This window comes from Coleofasciculus sp. A1-SPW-01 (assembly GCF_040217205.1).
GTDB lineage: Bacteria > Cyanobacteriota > Cyanobacteriia > Cyanobacteriales > Coleofasciculaceae > Coleofasciculus > Coleofasciculus chthonoplastes_A.
In genome coordinates this window covers 1-21,220 of sequence record NZ_JAVJNP010000227.1, presented here as the reverse complement: position 1 = coordinate 21,220, position 21,220 = coordinate 1, and the positions used below count along the sequence as shown (strand labels likewise).

Below are 21,220 nucleotides of genomic sequence, written 5' to 3'. Positions count from 1 at the left end.
TCACACCAATTGGTTATAAGCAAGATAAGCCCGAATCACCTGGCTATTAACTGACGGACAAACAATGTTCGTTCCAGCTAAACCCGCTAACGTATTCTGGGAGTCAAACGCCTGAGAGACTAAAGCCGCCGTTTCCAGATAGGGGCGTTGGTTTTCACCCACCCATTGAGTAAACAGGAACACCAACGGACTCAACGCATTATCAGGCTGGGAACGGGCAACCTGAACCAGCTTGTCTTGCCAGGTAGAATAATCCATCCATTCAATCGGATGACCAATAGCCCGAATTTCGTCCACCAGTTGCCGTAAGGACACCATCTCCGGACTGACCAAGTGAAAGGCTTGACCGCATAAATCCGGTTGCTGGGACAGATGGATCATCGCTTTAGACACATAATCTACAGGAGTCAAGCTCAGATTTAAGTCCAACTCCGGCGCACTCCCCAATTGAATCAACCCTTTAATTAATCGGTCAATCAAATCCCCCTGTTGAGACGCCCCGGTTTGGCTATGTCCGGTAATCATACCCGGTCGGTAAATCGACGCCGGAATCCCCCGTGCGTGTGCCTGTTTAACTAACTTCTCACCCACCCATTTACTTTGAGCATAACCGTCAGACAGGTCATCCCCTGACTCCAACTCATCCTGTTCTAAAATCACCGACATCTGAGCATAGCGCGGCGATTGAAACACATCCAGCGTCGAGACAAAGTGAACGGGTTTGACCTTGGTTTTACTGGCTAATTTGAGAATTTCCTGAGTCCCCAGGACATTAGCCGATCGCAAGGCGCTGTAGGGATAAATTAAGTTGACAAATGCCCCATTATGATAGATGCAGTCAATTTCGTGGGTTAACGCTTCGTACTGCGACTCCGATAGTCCTAATCGAGGTTGCGCTAAATCACCCAACACAGGCACAACCCGCGACTCCAACTTATCTGATGAAAGTAAATAACGGTTGAAACTCGCGGCAATTTTTTGCTGTCCCGCCTCCAGCGTTTTGGCACGGACTAAGCAATAGACGGTAGCATTCGTATGCTGGAGTAATTCCCGCAATAAAAACGCGCCGAGAAAACCTGACGCGCCTGTGATCAAAATCTTTTCCGGTGCCGTGTCCGGTTGACGATAAGGCTTTTCTGGATAAATCGTCTCATCCAAAACCGCATCGTTGACTAAATTCGTGACCGCGATTGTACCCGTCACCGTTGTCCCATCCCCTTCAGGGTGAGACGGATCAACCTCAGTCTTAGCGGTAATCGTTTGAGCTAGTTCCGCCACTGTAGGTGCTTCAAATAGAGCAAACAACGGTAACTCCACCTGGAATTGTTCTCGCACTTGCGATAACAGTTGCGCCGTCAGCAGCGAATGTCCCCCTAGTTCAAAGAAGTTGTCATACACACCGACGCGCTCAACATCTAATACAGTTGCCCAGATTTGGGCTAACTCCTGTTCAACGGGTGTGCGCGGTGCGACAAACGTATCCTGAGCTACCTGTTGCGCTTGGTTGGGGTCAGGTAACGCCTTGCGATCGACTTTACGGTTGGGTGTTAGGGGCAGGCTATCCAGTAGCACAAAGGTGGAGGGCACCATATAAGTAGGTAACTTATCACTCAGGAACGATCGCAACTGTGCCAGCGACAATCCTTGAGTTTTGACGATATGCTCAAGGCTTTGATAGATTTGCTCCTGCTGGGTAGCTGTCGTCTCAAAAATCACCCCAGCATTTTCCTCAGCGTGCCAAGCTACAGTGCCTTGCAGCCACAAGAGATTGTCCACTCCTGGCAGTTTTACCCGCAAAAGTACGGGTTGGTTGTTGTGCCAAAATGTAGGAGTCAGCGCCTTTAAGCTAATCCCGTTGCGGCTGAAGTTTTGCGTGATTATTTCCACTTGTTGACCCGATTCAAATTCCGCCATACCTTTTATCTGGAGGGGAATACGGGGTTCTGTCCGCAAATTACCTAAGCTGCGATGGAGTTTCGCCTTCTGGCTGGTTGTGGTATCAAACTTGACGCCAACATAGTCTTCAAACTGCCAGACAATATGACCTTGCAACCATAACGGGGTTTCACCTCCGGGTAATTGTAATCGGAGTAATAGGCGTTGATCGATTTGCCAGGGATTAGCCGTTGTTGCCTTTAAGCAAATCCCCTCTTGGCTGATATTTTGCGTCATTACTGGGACTTTTTCTCCGGACTCCAATTCCGCCAGACAATTAATTGTTAGGGGAGTGCGGGGTTCTTGGCGGCGCAAGTCATGAACGACTAATCCTTGGGTTTGAGCGATGTGCTTGATACTCTGACGTAAACCTGTCCGTTGGCTGGAGGTGGTGTCTAGGCAAACATCGACCCATTCCAGGGCTTTTGTAGCGATGGTTCCGGTGAGTTGAAGTGCATCGGAGACACCCGGAAACTGACAGCGCAGCGTCAAGGATTGACCGTTTCGCCAGGAGGTGGGAGCATGAAGCAAACGAATACTATTGACTGAGAAATTGCTGGTGGTTAATTCAATTTCTGGATTCCCCTCACACGCCACCCAACACGTTGTTTCTAGGGGAACATTTTCAACGTCTAAATCACTGACGAGATAGGCAACTAAGCGCTTTTCGCCCGAACTGTCATCACGGGCGACAACCACCGCGTCTCGGATACCCGGATGTTGATAGAGGGCGGATTCAATCTCACCCAGTTCAATCCGAAAACCGCGAATTTTCACCTGATGATCCAAGCGACCTAAGCATTCCAGAGTCCCATCAGGTAAGTACCGGGCTAAGTCTCCAGTGCGATAGAGACGGGCACCGGGTTCTGGACTAAAGGGATCGGGAATAAATCGTTCATCAGTTAAGTCAGGTCGGTTAAGATAGCCTCGTGCTAAACCAACGCCACCAATTAGTAATTCTCCCGGTTCTTCTACGGGGACAAATTTAATCGGGTCTGATGAGTTTTGCTCAGGATGAGCTAGATAAATTTGGGTATTGGCAATGGGGCGACCGATGGGAATAGTCTTGTCCGCCGATTCTACGTGATGCACGGTTGACCAGATTGTGGTTTCCGTCGGTCCGTACATATTCCACAGGGAAGCACTGCGTTCTAGGAGTTGACGCGCCAATTCACGAGACATGGGTTCTCCCCCACAGAGAATTTTAAGTTGGGGATTTCCCTGCCAATTTGCGGCTAACAGCATCCGCCAAGTGGCGGGGGTGGCTTGCATGACGGTAGCCCCGGATTCTTGCAAAACGGGGCTTAACTGAGTTGCATCAGCGGCGACATCTCGCGTGACTAAGACAATATCAGCGCCAACGATTAAGGGTAAATACAGTTCCAATCCGGCGATATCGAAGCAGATGGTGGTGACAGCCAGCAGGGTGTCATTGGGGGTGAGTCCAGGGGCGATACTCATTGAGGTGAGGAAATTGACCACCCCCCGATGCAGCACTTGGACGCCTTTGGGTTTCCCGGTTGAGCCGGAGGTATAGATGGTGTAGGCTAAATGGTCGGGCGTGACGCCACTGTCTAAATTCTCTGGACTATGTTTGGTAATGGTCTGTCGATCGCTATCTAAGCAAACCACTTGGGCTTGGGTGTCGGGTAATCTTATCAGTTGGTCTTGTTCGGTGACGAGAACGGTGACTTGGGAATCCTCAATCATCAGGGCTAATCGTTCTTGAGGATAGGCGGGATCGAGGGGAACATAAGCACCTCCAGCTTTGAGAATCCCCAATAAACCAACGACCATATCGAGCGATCGCTCTAGACATATCCCCACCAATACATCGGGTCTGACTTGTAGCGTTTGTAAGTAGTGGGCAACCTGGTTAGCGCGGCGGTTCAACTCCCGATAGGTTAGGGTTTGCCCGTCAAACCGTATCGCGATTTTGTCTGGTGTGCGACGCTCTGCTTGTTCAATTAACTGATGAATACAGTAATCGGCGGGATAGTAGGTTTGGGTTTGATTTAATTGTTCAAGTCGCTGCTGTAATTCACGTTTTTTGCTTGTATCAGGAACACCGTGGAATTGCTCAATTTCTAATGATGATTGAAAGGAACGCTCTATCATAATTTCCCCTTGAAACAGGTTTACAGTGGTCTTTTTTGAGGGGTAATTCGGTGATACACCACTAAAAATCTAGCTATTCGCTGTTGTTTTATTTGATAGAGGGGTCAATTTTTTTAGTGTCACCTACTTATTTCCCTTGCCCTAATTTAATTCAGCAATTTGGTTGATCAATTACATCGTCAAATCACTAGAGCATGACATAAACTGTTGAATTTCCTAGACAGTGGTCTCAAGACGTCATCAATTTCTTCTGCCATAGCGATACCAGAGGGATAGAGTATCTGTCACGGTTGAGTGAGTCGGCTTTTGTAGCCTGTAATACAGTCGTATTACTTGTATTTTCGCTTTTCGTATAATATTCTAATCCTCTCCTCTGATCAACAAGATGAGGCAAACTTTACTAAGTCTTTAAAAATGAACATCAATTCTTGATGAAGTTTTTAGCGCTTGAGGGTATAGTGATCCACTGGCGTCAATAATGTATCTTAACTTAACAAAAATAGAATAAATGAAATAAACAATAATGTTTCTCAAACAAATAGAGACACCCTAAGCTGTTATGCAAAAATACTTGAGCAGCTTCGTAGATACGATGAAGCTGGGGGAGCAGAGGGAGCAGGGGAAGCGGGGGGAGATATTAGCTGCTGGCGTTATTTCTGCCTTCTTGCACTAGGTTGGCGTCTCTACATCACAACCAGATACAGGGAATTGTGTAGGGGCGGGTTTCACTACTATCGTTTGTTCTCTCACCCAGATGCGACTAAACCCGCCCCGACTCCCCTATCTCCCAGACGTGCCATGGCAAATCTCTACCAGTACCCTAACTTTCACCTGGGATATATGGAATGAAAGTTTCATAGAATCTACCTTTTTCTAAAAGGTAGATTGTCAATCCTGATACCCCGTTAATCCCAACGCCGTCGCTTCTTCCGGGGCTTGAGCCACCAGTCGATTACTCCGGAACACTAAAAAGTAAACACTTGCCACAATCAGCGCTATGCCAATCCCCCAAACACCGCCTCTGTAATCAGGGATAGAAATACAAGCAACTAAAGCAAATGTGGCTAAAGCCAAACCCACAAATGCTCCCGCTGTTCCCAATGGGCTTTCGTAGGGTTTCGGTAAATAGGGATTCCCTTTCAGCTTCATGTAGCTAACCATGACCAAAATATAGGAAATTAATGCCCCAAACACCGCCATATTCAAAATCACAGCATCGACAGCTTGAATACCGGTACTCACCAGTAGCACACAGATAAATCCAATCGTCGCCCCGGCAATTAATGCCCGATGGGGGGTATGATTTTTACTTGTGACTGATAACCAGCGGGGAAAGTACCCAGCACGGGATAGGGAGAAAATAATCCGTCCGTAAGCAAACATATTACCGTGGAGACTGGCAATTAAACCACAAATCAGCGCCAGTGCTGTGACAATGGTACTGGTTGCGCCGGCGCCAAAATAAGCCTCTAACCCATCTTGCAGGGGAGCATCGGATTGCCCAATCGCCACCGCGCCCCCGCCAACACCGGAGTTAATCACTACGGTGAAAATTGACAGAATAATCAGGGTAACCATACCAGAAATCATTCCCGTTGGCATATTTCGAGGCACATCATCGGTTTCCTCTGCCGTCATCGGTAATTGTTCAATCGCCAGATACAACCAAATTGCAAAAGGAATCGCGCCAAACACTCCAAACCAGCCATTTGGTAACCAGGTTTCTGATTGTCCCGGTTCAGCCGGAATATTAAACAGCAGGTCAAAATTGAATTCACCCGATACCAGCATACTCACATAGAAGATGGCTAATACTGTCATCGCGATGATGGTTAGCCAAAGACAGACTGTCACACTCAGTTCAAAACCTCGGATATTAATTGCCAAAAAAACAGCGTAGGCAAATACCCAGATAAAAAAACTGGGCAGATTGGGAAATAAGGGCTTGAGGTAATTGCTTAAACTGAACACCAGCGCTGCGTTGGCGAGAACATATTCAATCGTAACCGTAATCCCACAAATAAAGCCCCAAAAAGGACCGAGGGCATAACGGGTGAACGAGTAGAATCCGCCCGCATGGGGGAGGGCGGCTGAGAGTTCAGCACTGCTATAGACCAAACAGAGATACATAATTGCCATCAAGACAGCGGCAATACTAAACCCCCAGAATCCTCCGGCGGCTAAACCATAGTTCCAACCATAGAAATCACCTGAGATAACAGCGCCAACCCCTAAACCCCATAAGAGTAAACTACCAGCATTTCCTTGAAGTTGTCGCCGTCTGATATAACCATTATTTACTGTTTCGTAAGTAGCAATACCTTGAGAATGTTGCATCGATAAACTTTATCCTCAACTGTTTACCTTGCACCCCAATAACCATTCATTCAGCTCAAACATTTGATTGGTTAAGCTCACCAGATTGGGCGGCGTTTCCTGACCTTTTTTCCCCAGTTGAGAGAAAAAACGGATGCCGCCCGTTCATTGCTGATTGCTAATTGCGAAGAACCAGGTTGCTTGCTGAGAGAAAAGCAAGTCCCATCTAGTTCTTTAACCGCATCATTTCATTCTTCGGGTAAACGTAATACAGATCCGGATTGACAGCAAAGCTGGCTTAAGTGTTGACATAGAGGTATTTCCTTAGAAAAATCAATCAAAGTGTATTACGCAAATACGGGACTTAGCTTGATAGTTGTATGACAAAATGATTCCAGGCTGTCGAAGCGATTCATAGCATTTTTTTTATCGTGTAACGAATAAACAACCTCAGCTAAGAGACGCGCCATGGCGCGTCTCTACAACAGTTCGTTTGTCCTAATCGATGTGTCTACTGCTATACTTTGGCGTCTCGCTCACTACTTTGTATGGTTTTTATCTATCCAGGCACAATTCGTCGATAATTTGACACTCAAGGACAATTATGATACTGCTAGCCAAATGTTATAATTTCCTAACAAAAAAACGCTTCTCTCTCTTGCATTTATTGTTAGAAACGCTACAATTTTTGGTGAAAGAAATTAAATCGTCAACTCACAATAGGACAGAAAATCAATCATCCCACCTGAGTCCCGATAAAATTTACCCTAACCCTAAAACCAATTAACACTCAGGTGAGTCGTCTCCAAACTAACTAAATTCGGAAGGTTTTTCCCCAAGTCAACCAAACTGAGATGGGGTACATCTTTAACTGAAAAGATCGAGACATTTGCATCACGAGTGAGATAACCTTTGACCACCAAAAAGGAGTTTAGGTAAACATGGATTGCCGTACTATTCAATTTTGCGATCGCGCCGCTCAAATCGATTATGTCCAGCTCCAGGCTCTGTTTCGCCTCAATGCTTTCTGGGCAAAGGATCGCAGCATTGAAGACTGGAAAATCGCGATCGCCAATAGTGAACCTGTAATTACCGTATGGGATGACCAACGCCTGATTGGATTTGCTCGCGCCACCTCCGATGGGATTTACCGCGCCACGATTTGGGATGTGGTCATTCACCCCGACTATCGCGGCGTTGGCTTGGGACGCAAGCTGGTCGAAACCGTCCTTAGTCACCCCAAACTGTGTCGGGTTGAGCGAGTTTATTTAATGACTACTCATCAACAACGCTTCTACGAACGCATTGGTTTTGAAGGTAACACCACAACCACAATGGTGCTATATAATCAACCGCTCATGACTGCTCTGCCAACACCCGCTCGATCATCTCCGGAGTTGCTAGAGGCATAGAACATTGTAACCGGATACAAGTGTCTGTAACTGAATCGTCGCTTGGTTCTTTCCCAGGAATCGGTAATAGTTCCAAGCGTCCCTTCATCATCTCCACCAAGGTTTGCACCATCAACCAATTCATACCGGGTGAGGTAGTGGATGAGGTTGTTTCCTGTTCCTCTGAGTCATTAGTGTCGGAGAGTAAATCAACGGCTTCACACCAAATCGAGTTGGGACATTCTACATCAATCCAGATATTCACCATCTGGGGGTTGTCAGAATTGGCTGTAGAAACCTGAATCGTCCCTTCTTCCATTTGTACAATAGCGCTGTCCACCATTCCCACTAATACCTGACGAAAACGCCGGGGATCAGCTAAGACTTCTATTTCTGGGTCAGGGGAAATCACTTTCAGCCGCAGATTACGATTCCCGGCTTGCATGTGGGTGAGGACTTCGAGTTCTTCAAAGCATTGGCTCAATTGCAGAGGGCGAGTCTCTAGACGATTAGTACCGTGTTCCGTTTTGGCGACAGCAATCACCTCATCTAAAAGTTTTACCATCTTCTGCGCCGAGGTATGGGCTTGAGCCACGAATTCCTTAGCTTCTTCCGGTGAGTCACATAAATCGGACAAAATGAGCTGATGCATCCCCATCAAACTACTCAGGGGCGATCGCAGTTCGTGGGATGTCCGCGCCAAGAAGCCAGCTTTATACTGGCTCATTTCATGCGCCATTTGGTAAGCCAGTCGGGTTTGCTCGAGTTCCTGCTTCAGAGGCTGTAGTTCATCCTCTTTCACGGGTTCCGTCTCTTTCACGGATTCCGTCTCTTTCACAGGTTCCGCCTTAGCTGGCTGGGATTCCTCGGGTTTTGACAGTTGCGGTTCTGGTATCGTTGAACCTTCTGGCTGTTTGCTGGAACGAGTAGCGCGGCTGACAACAAGTCCCATGACAATACCGACTACCAGATAGATCAGCTCCATGTTGCCCATATTTTTTCAAACTTTTCAACGTAATTCGCGGGACTCCCCATCCACAATCTTTTATTTGGCTGGGGTAGTAGACTAATGAATTCTATTTTTAGTTTTGCCATACCCGCTTTCAGCTCAAGCATAGCCCCTTTTCCCAAGAGTCATCACCCCTTAGACAGGGAACAGTCGAATGAGACAGCGCCTTGGCGCAAAATTTGCCATCCGTCTCCTGTCCATTTCACCACCGTAGAGGGTGCGCCTTTGCTATAGGGGTGACGCTCCTCTAATTCTTTGGATTCGGTGGGATGAAGCGTCAGCACCTCTGGAAACTCTGCCTCAATTTCTGGCATTGTATGTAAGGGAGGTTTCCCAGAGACGTTGGCGCTCGTCGTAGCTAAAGGACCCGTCTGGGACAAAATTGCGATCGCGACTCTAGAGTCGGGAACCCGCAAGCCAATTGTGGTCGGATCTGTGGGGTTCATCGCCGCCGGAACTTTATCCGAAGCGGGTAACACTAAGGTTAAGGCTCCGGGCCAATAGTGCTTTGCCACTTGCTGCCAAATCTCTAATTCGGCGTCTGTCCCCTTGACATAAGACCAAAGTGATGATGGGAATGAACCCATTAAAATTAAGGGTTTGTTATTGCTTCGCTGCTTCAGCGTAAATATCAATTCTGCATAATCCGGTCGTACAGCGAGAGCGGGTATCGTATCGGTGGGAAAGCTTACGATCTGACCAGAATTAGCGCCAGCCACTAGGGCAGACATGAAGACATGAGTCATATTGAGGTTATATAATACTCCAAGAGTTTCCGGGAAATATTTAATATTGTCTGAGAAAGGAAGACAAAAGTCAAAATTTGTCTTACTGTCTGACCTATCAATAGCCACGTATCAGCTATTCATTATTAATTACTAATTATTCCTGTCGATACGCCAAAGCAAAACGGTCAATTCCGGCTAAATCGGGGAGAATCTGAATCTGACAATAACGTCCCTGTTGATGCAACAACTGAGCAACGGTATCACCTTGTCCTGCCATCATTTCTATTATCCAAACGCCTCCAGGACGCAGGTAATCGGGAGCAGTCCTAATCAGGTGGCGAATGCAGTCTAGACCATCAATTCCCCCGTCCAGTGCCATAAGCGGTTCGTGATCTCGGACTTCTGGCTGTAACTGTTGTAGCTCATCTCTAGGAATATAGGGAGGATTGGATACTATACCACTCAATTGACCTTTGAGTGATGCCAAGGGGGACAACCACGACCCTTGATAAAATTGGATTCTTGACTCAAATCCTAGCTGTTGAGCATTCAGTTGGGCAATAGCGAGAGCATCATGACTGTAATCAACGGCGTGAATTGTCGCACTCCGAAACGCCTCCGCTAATCCTAACGCGATCGCACCACTCCCTGTCCCTAAATCTGCCCACTGTCCAGCATCGAGTTGGGGTGTTGCACTTTGTCCCGTCGCACTAACTGCTAAATCAATTAAATACTCCGTTTCCGGTCGAGGAATCAGAACCGCAGGCGACACCTTCAGCGAAAAACGCCGCCAAGGAGTGATCCCCACTAAATACTGTACAGGCAAGCGATCACAAAGACGCCGCTGCCAGAGTTGAGTAAGAACTGGCAGCGGATAACGTAATTCGATGTGCGATCGCGCCTTAAACGACTCTAGGCGCAGCGATAGAGGATCAAGTCCTGCGACCTCTTGAAGCAACCAATCGACTTCAGCGACAGGGATATCAGCCTCTACAGCCGACCGACGGGCTTCTTGTCGCCACAGCCAGAGGTTTTGACCCGATACTGCCAATGTCCTAGAGGATGGCTCTGGCGTTGTAGCCATGAGTAATTAACCTGATTCCCTTTAGCCTAATTTAGATCTATTGAGAAGAGGATTGACGCAAAAATTGTAAAGATTCTTGCGAAGGAATGAGTAGAATTTGCTCAAGTTGAGGGTTATCCTGAGTCTGCAATGTATTAATAATACCCTCTAGCGGCACAACCTGGATCTGAACACTCGAAGCCAGGTTAGGCTGTTGTTCCTTAAAGCGGTTGACCAAATTCTGTAACTGCTCTTTGTCAAAGAAAAAGGGAATGACTTGCTGACCCTCTTGTTGAATCGTTAAATACCCTCCTTGTTGACCTCCTTTTGCCACAAACAGAGGGACACCCCGAAATTCTTGCCCTTGACCCAGAAGCTGTTGGGCGGACTGCACTTGCTGCTGCACTGGAATATAGGCAAAATCTAGACCATTCGGTTGGTTTTGACTCTGTTGATCAAGTTGGTATACTTCTGCTAATGATACAGGCACAACCCGGACTTGGTTCCCCAACTCAGGTTTTTCCCGCTTCAATCGTTCCACAAAGGCTTCTGCATCCCTCTGGCTAATAAAGACGCCTGCAACTGCTTCATTCTGATTGTTCTGACTAGGAATAGAGGCGACTAAGGGTGAGCCTTCTCCATCAGTAACCGTAAATACAGGTACGGTTTGTAACTTTTCCATCACTTGCTGTTCGGTCAAAGCCAGCGCCCGCAGATTTCCCCCCAAAAAGGAGCCTAGGAGGGTAGTCCCCACTAAGCCTAATGTTGCACTCCAGCGAACTAATGATTTCATACAATTGCCTCTTGAATTCTCGCGTACTATCTCATTAAAACTAGGATACCGCTCTCACTTGATGATGACATCTCTCTCGTGAATTGAAGAAATCGCTTGAAATCGTAAGATAGAGTCTATCCATCTTGAGCTAGGCTGTTTTCCTGGCACTATCGATAGTGACGATAGTTACGATTGACGTTTAGCTGTCACCAGTGACGAGAGTTGAGTCAGGTAAACCTGAACGTTCCTAGTCTTGTCTGAGTTAAGAAAACTGACTGGGTTCAATTCCCTAGAGTTCCACTTGTTTAAGATTTGAGTTAATGTTACTATAATAGATTAACTAAAAACCACGCCGATCCCTTTGTTTTTATTTGCTCTAATTTATAGCAACCACCATAGCTGTTAGGACATATCATTTATTATGTAGAGAGGTTGCATGCAACCTCTCTACAAAGATGCCGAAAGTCCTAATCGATGTGTCTACTGCTATAACTTGTTCTAAAAAATCGGGATGACAGGATTTGAACCTGCGACATCCTGCTCCCAAAGCAGGCGCGCTACCAAGCTGCGCTACATCCCGATGCATATCTTGATAATATACCTTAGCGTCCAAATTGCCCAGTCTCAATCGCACAAAAATTAGTCAGGATACCAGAACATGCCTTTGATGCCTTCGGGATCAGCCATAAATCCCATTTGCCGATAAAAATTGACCACTTGGGGATCGGCAAAGAGAGTGATATTGCTGATATCTTCACTGCGAAGTTTCTTAATAGTGTACTTCATCAACGCCTTACCCAGCCCCTTACCTTGGAATTGGGGGTGAACCACCACATCCCAAATTGTGGCATTAAAGGCATGGTCAGACGTAGCCCGGGCAAAACCAATCAGACGCCTCGTGTTCCCTCGCTGTTGCCACATGGACACGACAAGGAAACTATATTGAATCGCTTTACGAACTTTCCGCATCGGTCGTCTTGACCAACCCACGGCGTCGCAAAGCTCCTCTAATTCATACAAATCAAATTCTCGATCCGTACTAAATAGGATACGCCCATTATCAGCGCGATCGCCAGACGCAGGAGACTCGCTGAAATTTGAAATGGTATCCCCTTCAAATTTTGTCGATGTCGAAGCAGTGTCAGCACTGCCAAAAAAGCTCTTCCAAAAACCCATGCCGATGTGGCTATAGCATTTTATACTGGTTATCCGTTACACAAGACCTAGCCCAAGCTAATTAAGGCTAGACGTATCTAACGGGTTAGCTTGACGATTATTCAAAACTTTGACGTTTTGAACGGTAGCACTCAGGCTAATGACAAAGGCTTTCAGAAGCCCCACACTGCACTCCATCAAGTCAGTGTGTGGAGTTGTCTCTGATCATGCACAACTTTCGGAGTGACCCCCGGTAGGACAACTTTCACCTGACATGCTTATCGTACCACAATTGGCGCAATACGCTCCGATAACCATTATGACCAAAGCTTGCTCTTACAGCCAAGCAACAACGTCTTATGTAAACACCCAATTTGACCCTATCCCTACGCTAATCGCCTACACTTAAAGTTTGGCTGTCAGTGGCAAATCGTGACTCAGGGCAAGACCTTCTTTAGCTAGACTGAGGCTATTGTGCCGAATTTGTGAGAGATTAACCAGATACGGCAGGTTTTTGCCTTGAGGCTGAGCTTGCTGGTCTATCCTAAAAGCTTTTAACCAAAGCGAACGCCTTCTCCCCCTACTTATGGCTGCGGGTCTGAAATCATCAACACTAGAACTGCTGAAGCGCTTCAACCGGGCGTTTCCAGAATTTTATGAGCAGTTTGTCAGTAGTGAGATCCAATTGCAAAACCTGAGACTGGCTTATAAACTCTACAAAACTCGGCGTGTCGTTATTGAGATCAAACCCGAAGGCTCGAAAAGCGCTCTACATTTTGCCTACCGTAACCAGTCTTTTCTCCTCAGCGATATTTTCGGGGTTTTAGCGGCTTATGGACTGACGATTCACAGCCTGAGTCTTCATGGTCAAATCAATCCCCCCATGTTGGTGTTCATTAAGCTAGTCGTATCCCGTGGTAGCAAAGCCCTAACCCCAAAAACAGCCGATAATGTCTGCCGTGCCATTCGGGAGGCGTTGGCGGGACGTTTTGAAGTCGAAGAAATGCTGGCGGTGGAATTTAATCTGGATGCTGGCTTAGAACAAGTCGAAACTGAGTTCTATGTCGATCCAGTATTTCATCTACCCGCCCTGTTAATTGAAGCTGATAACCAGCCGGGATTATTTTATAAGGTAATGTACGCCGTCTGGCAAGAAGACTTACTCGTCGTCAATGCTAACTTACTCGTCTGGCGTGGACGTACCCGCCTTATTCTCTACTTGCTCGGTCCCAATGAGAACTTGATTCCCGAATATTTAGGTCAGAAAATTGCCGAAAGCGTTCGACAAAGACTATTAGGGCGTCGGTTTTGACCCTGAGTAGAGACGCGCCATGGCGCGTCTCTACATAAATGATGTAATGATGTGTCCTAACAGCCATGGCGGTTGCTATAACTTCCCATCTCCCCCAGCTCCCCCATCTCCCCCAGCTCCCCCATCTCCCCCAGCTCCCCCATCGCCCCCTCACCCTCTTCACCACCTGTCCCAATTCTCGGATAGGATGGATATATGGCAACGATTGAGATTCTAGGGGCTACCCACGCCTACGAATTAACGCCTCCCAAGGCATCCTCTTCCCCAGTTTTGGTCTTTATCCATGGCTGGCTTTTAAGTCGTAACTATTGGCAACCACTGATTGATCGATTAGATGATGATTATCAATGTTTAGTTTATGATTTGCGGGGATTTGGTGATTCTCAATCCCCAACAGATAAACCACCAAAAACCGAATCGGCTTCGCGGGCTACCACCTCAGGCGGGGCGGGTGCGAAGGATAATGCGGCATTAACATCGGCAGACGTTGATGCCACTCGTTTATCAGCCAGTAACTACAGCCTTGCGGCTTATGCTAGGGACTTGGGTATTCTACTCGAAAAGCTGGATATCGATAACGCTTGGCTGATTGGTCACTCTCTAGGTGGCAGTATTGCCTTGTGGGGCGCATCAGTGGCTTCAGAACGAGTCAAGGGGGTGATTTGTCTGAATGCGGGGGGTGGCATTTATTTGAAAGAAGAGTTTGAACGATTTCGGAATGTAGGGAAACAGTTAGTCAAACGCCGCCCTCAGTGGTTATGTTATCTGCCCTTGATTGATGTACTGTTTACACGGGCACAGGTGGCGCGTCCCCTGGCACGTCGTTGGGGACGACAACGGGTGATTGATTTTGTTGTGGCTCACCCAGAAGCAGCACTGAGGAGTCTCTTGGATTCGACAACCGAGGCTGAGGTTCACCGTTTGCCTCAGATGGTTTCACAGCTTCAGCAGCCTGTGTATTTTTTGGCAGGTGCGAATGATAGAGTAATGGCTCCCAAATATGTACGCCATCTGGCTAGCTTCCATAAGCTTTTTCAAAATGGCGGTGCTAATGTGATTGAAATTCCTAATTGTGGTCACCTGGCAATGGTGGAACAACCCAATATTGTAGATACTCAAATTCGCAGGATTTTGGCGGAGTCTGTGAGTTGAGCTTAAGTACAGTTACAAAAACTGTAACAAGTCAGAGGTAAAGATCGAGGGAGGACATACTGGCAACAGGATTACAGGCACAAATCAGTACACGATCGCTTTCCTAGGGATTGGAGGTTCAGAACCGGGCTGGCATCTGAATTCCTTTCCCTTTCCCTATTTTTCTACTCAAATGCAGCAACATGATCCCAGAGACTATCAGATTCTGTTTCTCTCACTCTTTCTGGTATTGGGTATTGGCACGAGAGATTGGACATTACAGCCTCAGTTTATTGGTGTTGCGATCGCGACTTGTTTGCTGACCCAGTATATTAGCCTTAAGCTTTGGTCTATCTCTAAGTCAAAACTCCGTCAGGGCGGGTTTTGCACAAACGTTACTCCTAAACCCGCCCCTACAGACGTGCCATGGCACGTCTCTACACTCAAAACGTCCCTAATATCCCTCAAAAGTGCCATGATTACGGCATTGGGGTTAAGTTTACTCCTGCGAGTCGATCAGTACAGCACGATGATCTTGGCGGGGGTACTGGCGATTTTAAGTAAATTTCTGTTTCGATTCCAAGGCAAACATTTTTTAAATCCGGCTAATTTTGGCATAATTTCAGTTTTAATCCTGACAAAGGATGCCTGGGTTTCTCCAGGACAGTGGGGAGAGGGGGGTTGGTATATTCTATTATTTGCCGGAACTGGGGGCATGATTTTAAAACGGGTGGGGCGTTGGGATACAACGGCGGCTTTTTTCAGTGCTTATGCGTTACTCGAAGCTGTTCGCAATCTTTGGTTGGGCTGGACGTGGGATGTCTGGGTGCATCGGTTGATGAGTGGCTCGTTTTTGTTGTTTGCCCTGTTTATGTTAACTGATCCTCGCTCAATTCCCAATGCTAGGGTGAGTCGTTTACTCTGGGCTGTCAGTATTGCGATTTTAACCTTTATTCTGCGAAATCATTTCTTTATGTCTACAGCAGTTTTCTGGGCGTTATTTGTCCTTTCTCCCCTAACACTACTGTTGGATTGGATTTGGTCATCACCAAGATTTGTTTGGAGGTTTTCCGGTGACGGTTGATTGGTAAATAGAAAAATTCAGCAAGTAAGTTAATGTGGTTAAATTTATTCTCATTAAGTTGTTTAATTCTACGCTAATATCTTAGGAATGACCAATGACCAATGACCAATGACCAATGACGAAAATGTGAGGAAATGATGAAAAAGCTATTACAGGTATTAATTGCGTTAGCTTTGGCAGTTTTTGCCATCATGATATTTGCGCCAAAAGCCTTGGCTTTTTGTGGATTTTATGTAGCCAAAGCAGATACAAAGCTTTATAACCAAGCCTCTCAAGTGATTATCGCACGGGATGGCGATCGCACAATTTTGACGATGGCGAATGACTATCAAGGCGATGTTAAAGATTTTGCCTTGGTTGTGCCTGTTCCTGTGGTTCTAGAACAAGAACAGGTACAGGTAGCAAATCCGAAGATTATCGAACGACTGGATGGGTTTAGTGCGCCGCGATTGGTGGAATATTTTGATCCGAATCCCTGTATTCCTCCTGCACCAAGGGAACTTCGCTCTTTATCAGGAGGAGTAACATCATCAGCAGATAATAGTGCAGGAAATCGGGAAGATAGTGCTTTAGGTGTTACGATAGAATCTCGTTTTTCGGTTGGCGAATACGATATTTTAATTCTTAGTGCTAAAGAATCGGATGGGTTGGAAACCTGGCTGAGGCGTAATGATTATCGCATCCCCCGTGGTGCTAGTCGGCTACTGCAACCTTATATTCGCCAAGATATGAAGTTTTTTGTGGCGAAAGTTAATCTGAAAGAATTTGAATCAGGGGGTTCTCAATTACTTCGCCCTTTACAGATGGCTTATGAATCGCCGCGTTTTATGTTACCGATTCGTTTAGGGATGATTAATGCTACTACTGAGCAAGATTTAATTGTTTATATTTTATCCCGCAACGGTCAAGCAGAAGTCACGAATTATCGCACGGTTCAAATCCCGTCTAATGTGGGACTTCCTCTATTTGTTAAGGATGAGTTTGATCAATTCTATAAAGCCATGTTTGAGACGGCGTATGAGCAAGAACAGAAAAAAGTGGCATTTTTAGAATATGCCTGGGATATGGGATGGTGCGATCCCTGTGCAGCTGACCCATTAAGCCGGGATGAATTAGAGCAAGCGGGTGTGTTTTGGTTGGATTCTAATGCACCGAATAATGTGTTTATTAGCCGTTTACACGTTCGCTACACTCGTGATACATTTCCCGAAGATTTAATGTTTCAAGAAACAGGGAGTCGGCAAAATTTTCAAGGTCGATATGTACTGCGACATCCTTACACCGGGGAAATGAATTGTCCCGCCGCTGATGAGTATAAACGGACGTTGAATCAGCGATTTGAACAAGAGGCGCAGACATTAGCCAAGCTGACGGGATGGCAAATTGGCGATATTCGTCGGAAAATGGATATTCCTGGGACTAAACCGAGTCGCTGGTGGCGCAGGATTTGGAATTAACGAGGGCGTGATGGTTATCTATAGAATGCATGTCAACGCCAGTAGGTTGGGTTGAGGGACAAAACCCAACTTATCGGGGTAACTGGGGTATGGCGTGTAAACCTGACATGCTGCCTATCTGTAGGGTTCTGATCTAGGATAATATAGATAATCACTGCCTAAATAGTGCATTGTATTTTAAATTGAATGGTATTGGCTTAAGGTTGGTGGGCAATGCCCACCCTACGGTATATCAAAAATGACAATAAAAGACTATAAGTTACCTCTCATTATTATTGGTGTTGGTATTTTATTTTCCTTGTACCTACAATGGCTAATACCTGAGGGGGTTTTCTTTAGTGGTGATGCGGGATTGAAGGCGTTATTGGCGAAACAGTTGAGCCAAGGTCAATTTCGGTTTGATTTGGTGTCTCCTTCCTTACCTTGGGTACGTCAACTTTGGCAGAATGGGTTGTATCCCTTTGAAGAACCGTTTGTTTATTATATCAATGATCGCTATTTTATTACGTTTCCCTATACCTTCCCCCTGGTAACGGCTCCCTTCCAGGCTTTGTTTGGCTATCGCGGATTATATATTATTCCGCTGGTGTCAACCTGGGTAATCTGGTTAACCTGTTACTGGGTATGTAAACGGTTAGAATTGTCCCAGACGATTGCATCAGTGGCTTTAATTGTTTTAATATTTGCCTCACCGTTAACCCTCTACAGTGCGATGTATTGGGAGCATACTCTCGCCTTAGCATTGGCATGGTTAGGGTTAGCGTTGTTCTTCTTTCCTCGACAAAATCAACCGCTATCGATTAGGCGGGTTATCGTTAGCGGTATTCTCATTGGCGGTTCAGTTTGGTTTAGACCTGAATTTTTAGCGTTAGTGAGTTTAATTATCGTTTTTGTCTATGCTGTGTCGTTGTGGAATTGGGTGAGGCAACAGTTTAGGATTGAGTGGTTTAATCTGAGTCAGCTATCCTATGTGACGGAACACCAAGAAATTTTTGCGATTAGTCTAATTGCCACGGTTTGCTTGTTCTTTCTCTCGAATAAACTCATTTATAACCATCCTTTGGGTATCCATGGGATTCAAGTGGTGGAGGAAACAGGTTTATCTGAACGACTGTTAGGAGGATGGAAAAATTTTCAGGGATTAAGCTTGGCTCTGTTTGAGTTTTTTCCGATTACTTTTTTTGCCCTTGCTTACCTGTTGCTTGGGTTGGGTAGAAACTCCCACAGGCGGTTAACGATACCAACGATGGTTCTGTTGGGATTAAGTTTTGGGATAACGGCTGTTGTTGGACTTGCGGTAATTCAGGGGAGGATGTACAAAGTTTTATGGCTTTTGGTTTTAGCGGGATTGTTGTTTCTGGCGTGGCTGAAGCAATATGATGTAAGGTTGAATTGGGAAATGATCCTAATTTATGGCGGTGGATTACTCTTTATCATCCTCGTCTCCTTAATGGTGCCAGAGGGAACGGCGGGTTTAATTGCTGGCGGTAAACAATGGGGAGCCAGGTTTTTATTGCTTCTCGTGCCGATTATTTGTTTGTTGGCGACGAAGCAGTTAGAGTTTATCCTGAATGTCTCGTCAGGGGGGTTAAAGTATATCGGTATCGTTGGCTTTGCTGCCCTTTTGCTGGTGAGTATTCATAAAAATAGTTATGCGGGGGTCAAGTTTTTACAGGAAAATCACGATGGTATATTACCCGCGATTCAAGTCTTACAGAAACAGCCGAATCCTGTGATTGCTGTTTCTCATCAATTTGTCGCCCAAGCGATAGAACCGGGGTTGCAGGGAGACAAGGTATTTTTTAAAGCTCAAACGAGTCAGGATTTGGTGCAATTAGGGAAAAGGTTGGTGGAGGAAGGGGAGCAAGAATTTACGTATGTTTGCTATCCGTTTCGCCCGTGTCAGCCGCCGGAAGAGGGTTCAGCCGTGAGGAGGTTTAGTCAGGATAATCAGCGATTTAGGATTGAGTTATCTGAAGTAGGAGAGTTTGGTAAGTATCCTATTTATAATGCATTGATTCTGGAGGAATCAGAGTAATTCCTTTATGGGGGCGAATTGTGTAGGGGCGGGTTTTACAACTATCTTTTCGGTTGCATCCAGATGTGATTAAACCCGCCCCGATTTTCCCAGGCGCAAGAGACTTCCGGTGAAAGCTAGAAGCCCCTCACCCCCAGCTGACAGGTGTAGGTTTTTTACCTTAGGGTGGGGACAAGACTTGGAGGACAAGGAAGGAAAGTAGACAAGGAAGAGAAGACTTGTAGAGTTCAAGACGTATTTAGAGAAAAAGATTGTCGTGGAAATAAACCCTTCAAGGAAATAGTTTTACCACAAATTAAATCGGCAATAATGTTGATTAAGCCTTGCAAAAAGCAAGAAATTTCCCTCGTTTTTTTTCTTAACTCCGATTTTGAATTTATCCGATAATCAGGATTCTGTTGCTCGTTGAACTGTTGTGATTGATGTGACTTTTCTTCACTCCCTACAGTTACTGTCCAGAGTGTTGCTATTGCCATGGCTAACCAAATTCTTTCAGCTCGGTCTGGTTCTCTTAAACGAGTTTTCTGCCACTGCCATCCATCGCTTTTAATATCTCGATAACTTGATTCAATCCAAGCACGTAAACCATACCAAAAGCTCTGAGCTTGTGTCGGTTCTAAGTCCGTAACAATTAACCAAGGTTCTTTATATCCTTCATCCCAACGTGCTAATAAAGTACATTCAAGTGAATGGTTCTTAAAACAAGTAACATGACCCGACCAACTTGTTCCTACTCTTGGGGCAACTGTATCTAAATGTCTCCATTTCGGAGTACATCTAATTTGATAGTTTCCTTGGTGATTAATTCTTAAAAAAGGATGCCAATTTAAGGAGCAACTTGCCTCAAATAGCCAGTCAGCATATAGTCCCCTATCCGCTAATACGATGACTTGCCAATAGTCGGGGACTACATCCTTGACATAGTGAAAAATATGAAGCCAATGAGGTTTCCAAGAACCTTTTTCTGTACCTTTAACAATTTTCCACGCTACGGGAATGCCACAACCTTGATAAAGAACATGAAGGGAAAGAACAGTAAAATTCTGACCAATATTAGTTGCATCTATTGCTAAGGGTAGACATTTGTCTTCAGACTTCCATAAACTGAGAATCCACTTGAGTAGAGGTGCAAAGCATTGGCTAACATCTAACTCTCTTCGTTTCTCCCCTTTTTTATCTTTACTATCTTGATACCATTCTTTCAGTCTTTGTCTGACTGTATTTCTTTTTTCTCCATTGATTTGGGCGATAAATTCTGATCCTCGGGTCAGACTACTTGAACCGGTCATCACCATGCCAAAACTCCAAGTTGCCAAACCAACTACTTCAGGCAAAGACAAATGAGGAAAATGATAGGAGACAATTTTTGACCAGTCTTTTAAATGTTTATTCCTTAACATAGCTTAACCAATTAACCAGTTTTCTGGATGATTAATCATATTGACTAACCCCCTTAACACTTGATTATATATATGATATATTTCTCTCCCTTGCTCCGTTGATATATACTGGCATTTAACGGCAAATTTTAGCCAAAGAGAGCGTTTCGGCACTTTCAGCTTCACAATCATTTAACTTAGCAACAAATGATGCTTGATATCTTCTCTTTCTCCAGGCTTCTGCTAGATTAGCACATACGGCACGAGATGAACGTCGAATTTGGTCAGTTAGAGAGTATCTTTCTTCTAGGGGAAATTGTTTTGATATT

At 45.6% G+C, this 21,220-nt stretch carries 15 protein-coding genes, 1 tRNA gene and 1 pseudogene; 7 read left to right on the top strand and 10 right to left on the bottom strand.

The window, feature by feature from the left end; genetic code table 11:
• Positions 1-4,053 carry an amino acid adenylation domain-containing protein gene (locus tag RH949_RS32015; protein ID WP_446358899.1) on the bottom strand — a complete coding sequence of 1,351 codons (4,053 nt, stop codon included), beginning with the start codon at positions 4,051-4,053 and terminating at the stop codon, positions 1-3.
• An 888-nt stretch (positions 4,054-4,941) separates the two neighbouring features.
• On the bottom strand, positions 4,942-6,390 hold the full coding sequence (locus RH949_RS32010; protein ID WP_446358897.1) for an amino acid permease: 1,449 nt from the start codon (positions 6,388-6,390) through the stop codon (positions 4,942-4,944).
• A 447-nt stretch (positions 6,391-6,837) separates the two neighbouring features.
• On the opposite strand from RH949_RS32010, the gene RH949_RS32005 reads away from it, so the two are divergent.
• Positions 6,838-6,999 carry a hypothetical protein gene (locus RH949_RS32005; protein WP_446358895.1) on the top strand — a complete coding sequence of 54 codons (162 nt, stop codon included), beginning with the start codon at positions 6,838-6,840 and terminating at the stop codon, positions 6,997-6,999.
• 311 nt (positions 7,000-7,310) lie between these two features.
• The gene (locus tag RH949_RS32000) at positions 7,311-7,781 is read left to right on the top strand and encodes a GNAT family N-acetyltransferase (protein ID WP_446358893.1); all 471 of its coding nucleotides are present in this window, start codon (positions 7,311-7,313) and stop codon (positions 7,779-7,781) included.
• On the opposite strand, the gene RH949_RS31995 is transcribed toward RH949_RS32000, so the two are convergent.
• The 6 genes from RH949_RS31995 to RH949_RS31970 all read right to left on the bottom strand — a co-directional run bounded on the left by RH949_RS31995 (position 7,726) and on the right by RH949_RS31970 (position 12,511).
• Complete coding sequence (locus tag RH949_RS31995; RefSeq protein WP_446358891.1) at positions 7,726-8,745, bottom strand: sensor histidine kinase; 1,020 nt, start codon at positions 8,743-8,745, stop codon at positions 7,726-7,728. The two genes, RH949_RS32000 and RH949_RS31995, sit on opposite strands and share 56 nt — an antisense overlap.
• Before the next feature lie 152 nt (positions 8,746-8,897).
• Positions 8,898-9,515 carry an L-threonylcarbamoyladenylate synthase gene (locus tag RH949_RS31990; RefSeq protein ID WP_006103877.1) on the bottom strand — a complete coding sequence of 206 codons (618 nt, stop codon included), beginning with the start codon at positions 9,513-9,515 and terminating at the stop codon, positions 8,898-8,900.
• 136 nt (positions 9,516-9,651) lie between these two features.
• Positions 9,652-10,581 carry a peptide chain release factor N(5)-glutamine methyltransferase gene (prmC, locus tag RH949_RS31985; RefSeq protein WP_446358889.1) on the bottom strand — a complete coding sequence of 310 codons (930 nt, stop codon included), beginning with the start codon at positions 10,579-10,581 and terminating at the stop codon, positions 9,652-9,654.
• Positions 10,582-10,618: 37 nt separating this feature from the next.
• Positions 10,619-11,353: a Tic22 family protein gene (locus tag RH949_RS31980; protein WP_006103761.1), complete on the bottom strand. Its 735-nt coding sequence runs from the start codon at positions 11,351-11,353 to the stop codon at positions 10,619-10,621.
• Between the two features lie 488 nt (positions 11,354-11,841).
• A tRNA-Pro gene (locus RH949_RS31975) sits at positions 11,842-11,915 on the bottom strand.
• Between the two features lie 59 nt (positions 11,916-11,974).
• The gene (locus tag RH949_RS31970; RefSeq protein ID WP_006103871.1) at positions 11,975-12,511 is read right to left on the bottom strand and encodes a GNAT family N-acetyltransferase; all 537 of its coding nucleotides are present in this window, start codon (positions 12,509-12,511) and stop codon (positions 11,975-11,977) included.
• A gap of 565 nt (positions 12,512-13,076) precedes the next feature.
• Here RH949_RS31970 and RH949_RS31965 point away from each other — a divergent pair.
• The 5 genes from RH949_RS31965 to RH949_RS31945 all read left to right on the top strand — a co-directional run bounded on the left by RH949_RS31965 (position 13,077) and on the right by RH949_RS31945 (position 19,512).
• A complete protein-coding gene (locus RH949_RS31965; protein WP_006103833.1) occupies positions 13,077-13,802 on the top strand; it encodes a hypothetical protein in 726 nt (241 codons plus the stop codon).
• A 195-nt stretch (positions 13,803-13,997) separates the two neighbouring features.
• Entirely contained in the window at positions 13,998-14,954 is a 957-nt protein-coding gene (locus tag RH949_RS31960; RefSeq protein WP_006103791.1) for an alpha/beta fold hydrolase, read from the top strand.
• A 172-nt stretch (positions 14,955-15,126) separates the two neighbouring features.
• Positions 15,127-16,017, top strand: a complete 891-nt coding sequence (locus tag RH949_RS31955) for an RnfABCDGE type electron transport complex subunit D (RefSeq protein WP_446358885.1) — start codon at positions 15,127-15,129, stop codon at positions 16,015-16,017.
• 137 nt (positions 16,018-16,154) lie between these two features.
• On the top strand, positions 16,155-17,474 hold the full coding sequence (locus RH949_RS31950; RefSeq protein WP_446358905.1) for a DUF2330 domain-containing protein: 1,320 nt from the start codon (positions 16,155-16,157) through the stop codon (positions 17,472-17,474).
• A gap of 238 nt (positions 17,475-17,712) precedes the next feature.
• Positions 17,713-19,512 carry an LA_3751/LA_3752 family putative glycosyltransferase gene (locus RH949_RS31945; protein WP_446358883.1) on the top strand — a complete coding sequence of 600 codons (1,800 nt, stop codon included), beginning with the start codon at positions 17,713-17,715 and terminating at the stop codon, positions 19,510-19,512.
• A 227-nt stretch (positions 19,513-19,739) separates the two neighbouring features.
• Here RH949_RS31945 and RH949_RS31940 read toward each other — a convergent pair whose 3' ends face one another.
• Together RH949_RS31940 and RH949_RS31935 are read right to left on the bottom strand one after the other, a co-directional pair.
• Entirely contained in the window at positions 19,740-20,912 is a 1,173-nt protein-coding gene (locus tag RH949_RS31940; protein ID WP_446358881.1) for a transposase, read from the bottom strand.
• A gap of 3 nt (positions 20,913-20,915) precedes the next feature.
• Positions 20,916-21,219 (bottom strand): annotated as a pseudogene (locus RH949_RS31935) (four helix bundle protein).
• Position 21,220: the final 1 nt, after the last annotated feature.

What these genes read in the sequence shown, in the direction of transcription:
- RH949_RS32015 (WP_446358899.1), bottom strand. Translation starts at nt 4,053, where the DNA reads ATGATAGAGCGTTCCTTTCAATCATCATTAGAAATTGAGCAATTCCAC.
- RH949_RS32010 (WP_446358897.1), bottom strand. Translation starts at nt 6,390, where the DNA reads ATGCAACATTCTCAAGGTATTGCTACTTACGAAACAGTAAATAATGGT.
- RH949_RS32005 (WP_446358895.1), top strand. Translation starts at nt 6,838, where the DNA reads ATGGCGCGTCTCTACAACAGTTCGTTTGTCCTAATCGATGTGTCTACT.
- RH949_RS32000 (WP_446358893.1), top strand. Translation starts at nt 7,311, where the DNA reads ATGGATTGCCGTACTATTCAATTTTGCGATCGCGCCGCTCAAATCGAT.
- RH949_RS31995 (WP_446358891.1), bottom strand. Translation starts at nt 8,745, where the DNA reads ATGGAGCTGATCTATCTGGTAGTCGGTATTGTCATGGGACTTGTTGTC.
- RH949_RS31990 (WP_006103877.1), bottom strand. Translation starts at nt 9,515, where the DNA reads ATGACTCATGTCTTCATGTCTGCCCTAGTGGCTGGCGCTAATTCTGGT.
- prmC (WP_446358889.1), bottom strand. Translation starts at nt 10,581, where the DNA reads ATGGCTACAACGCCAGAGCCATCCTCTAGGACATTGGCAGTATCGGGT.
- RH949_RS31980 (WP_006103761.1), bottom strand. Translation starts at nt 11,353, where the DNA reads ATGAAATCATTAGTTCGCTGGAGTGCAACATTAGGCTTAGTGGGGACT.
- RH949_RS31970 (WP_006103871.1), bottom strand. Translation starts at nt 12,511, where the DNA reads ATGGGTTTTTGGAAGAGCTTTTTTGGCAGTGCTGACACTGCTTCGACA.
- RH949_RS31965 (WP_006103833.1), top strand. Translation starts at nt 13,077, where the DNA reads ATGGCTGCGGGTCTGAAATCATCAACACTAGAACTGCTGAAGCGCTTC.
- RH949_RS31960 (WP_006103791.1), top strand. Translation starts at nt 13,998, where the DNA reads ATGGCAACGATTGAGATTCTAGGGGCTACCCACGCCTACGAATTAACG.
- RH949_RS31955 (WP_446358885.1), top strand. Translation starts at nt 15,127, where the DNA reads ATGCAGCAACATGATCCCAGAGACTATCAGATTCTGTTTCTCTCACTC.
- RH949_RS31950 (WP_446358905.1), top strand. Translation starts at nt 16,155, where the DNA reads ATGAAAAAGCTATTACAGGTATTAATTGCGTTAGCTTTGGCAGTTTTT.
- RH949_RS31945 (WP_446358883.1), top strand. Translation starts at nt 17,713, where the DNA reads ATGACAATAAAAGACTATAAGTTACCTCTCATTATTATTGGTGTTGGT.
- RH949_RS31940 (WP_446358881.1), bottom strand. Translation starts at nt 20,912, where the DNA reads ATGTTAAGGAATAAACATTTAAAAGACTGGTCAAAAATTGTCTCCTAT.